At 77.7% G+C, this 698-nt stretch carries 1 protein-coding gene; it reads right to left on the bottom strand.

Going from position 1 to position 698, the window contains the following annotated elements; genetic code table 11:
- Nucleotides 1–146: 146 nt before the first annotated feature.
- A partial coding sequence (locus MCBG_RS03440) for a hypothetical protein (RefSeq protein WP_043323807.1) occupies nt 147–698 on the bottom strand: 552 nt, incomplete at its 5' end.

Below are 698 nucleotides of genomic sequence, written 5' to 3'. Positions count from 1 at the left end.
TAGTGCGAGGCGTCGTGAGGCCATCCGCAGCCGGTCCGCGGCCGGGTCGCCACGCCGCCGGGCACCACCGACTCCAGTCCGGCCCGCGTGGACGCGCTCAGCTCCGTCATGATCACCGCACCTCCCCGGCTCACAGTAGTCGCGGTTCAGTCCGCGGTGATCCGGTCCAGCACCCGCCGCTGGAACGCGCGGGCGGCCGGGCCGGACGGCGGCGTGCCGCCGCGGCGGGCCTCGATCGAGGCGCGGATCAGCGCGGCGTCCGGGTCGTCGGCGGCAACCCGCAGCCCGGCGTCGACCTTGCCCAGCCAGACGCCGTCGCGGTGGCGCACCAGCGCGCGGCAGGCGCCGAGCACCGCGTCCTCCGCGCCGGGAGCCGGTGCGTCGCCGGGTGGGGTGGGCAGCGCCAGCCACCAGCGCAGCGCGTCGGCCAGCAGCGCCCGCAGCGCCTGCGGTGACGGGTCGGCGAACACGTCGGCGGCGGGCGGGCCGAGCAGCGTCAGGCCGGACTGGCGCAGGATGCTGCGGTCCAGCGCGTACCAGAACCGCCCGTCGGCGGCGGGCCGGTCGGCCGGGTCGTAGGTGGCGCGGAACGGCATTGTCGCGCCGGTGTTCAGCTCGACCTCGAAGCCGGCTCCGGGGCGCCGGAGGCGGCCACGTTCGCGGCGGTAGACGACCAGTTCCTGGCCGCGCGCCGGGCA

This window comes from Micromonospora sp. M42 (genome assembly GCF_000568915.1).
Lineage (GTDB): Bacteria > Actinomycetota > Actinomycetes > Mycobacteriales > Micromonosporaceae > Micromonospora > Micromonospora chalcea.
The sequence above is the reverse complement of the archived record's forward strand: the minus strand, read 5'-3'. Positions and strand labels throughout refer to the sequence as shown.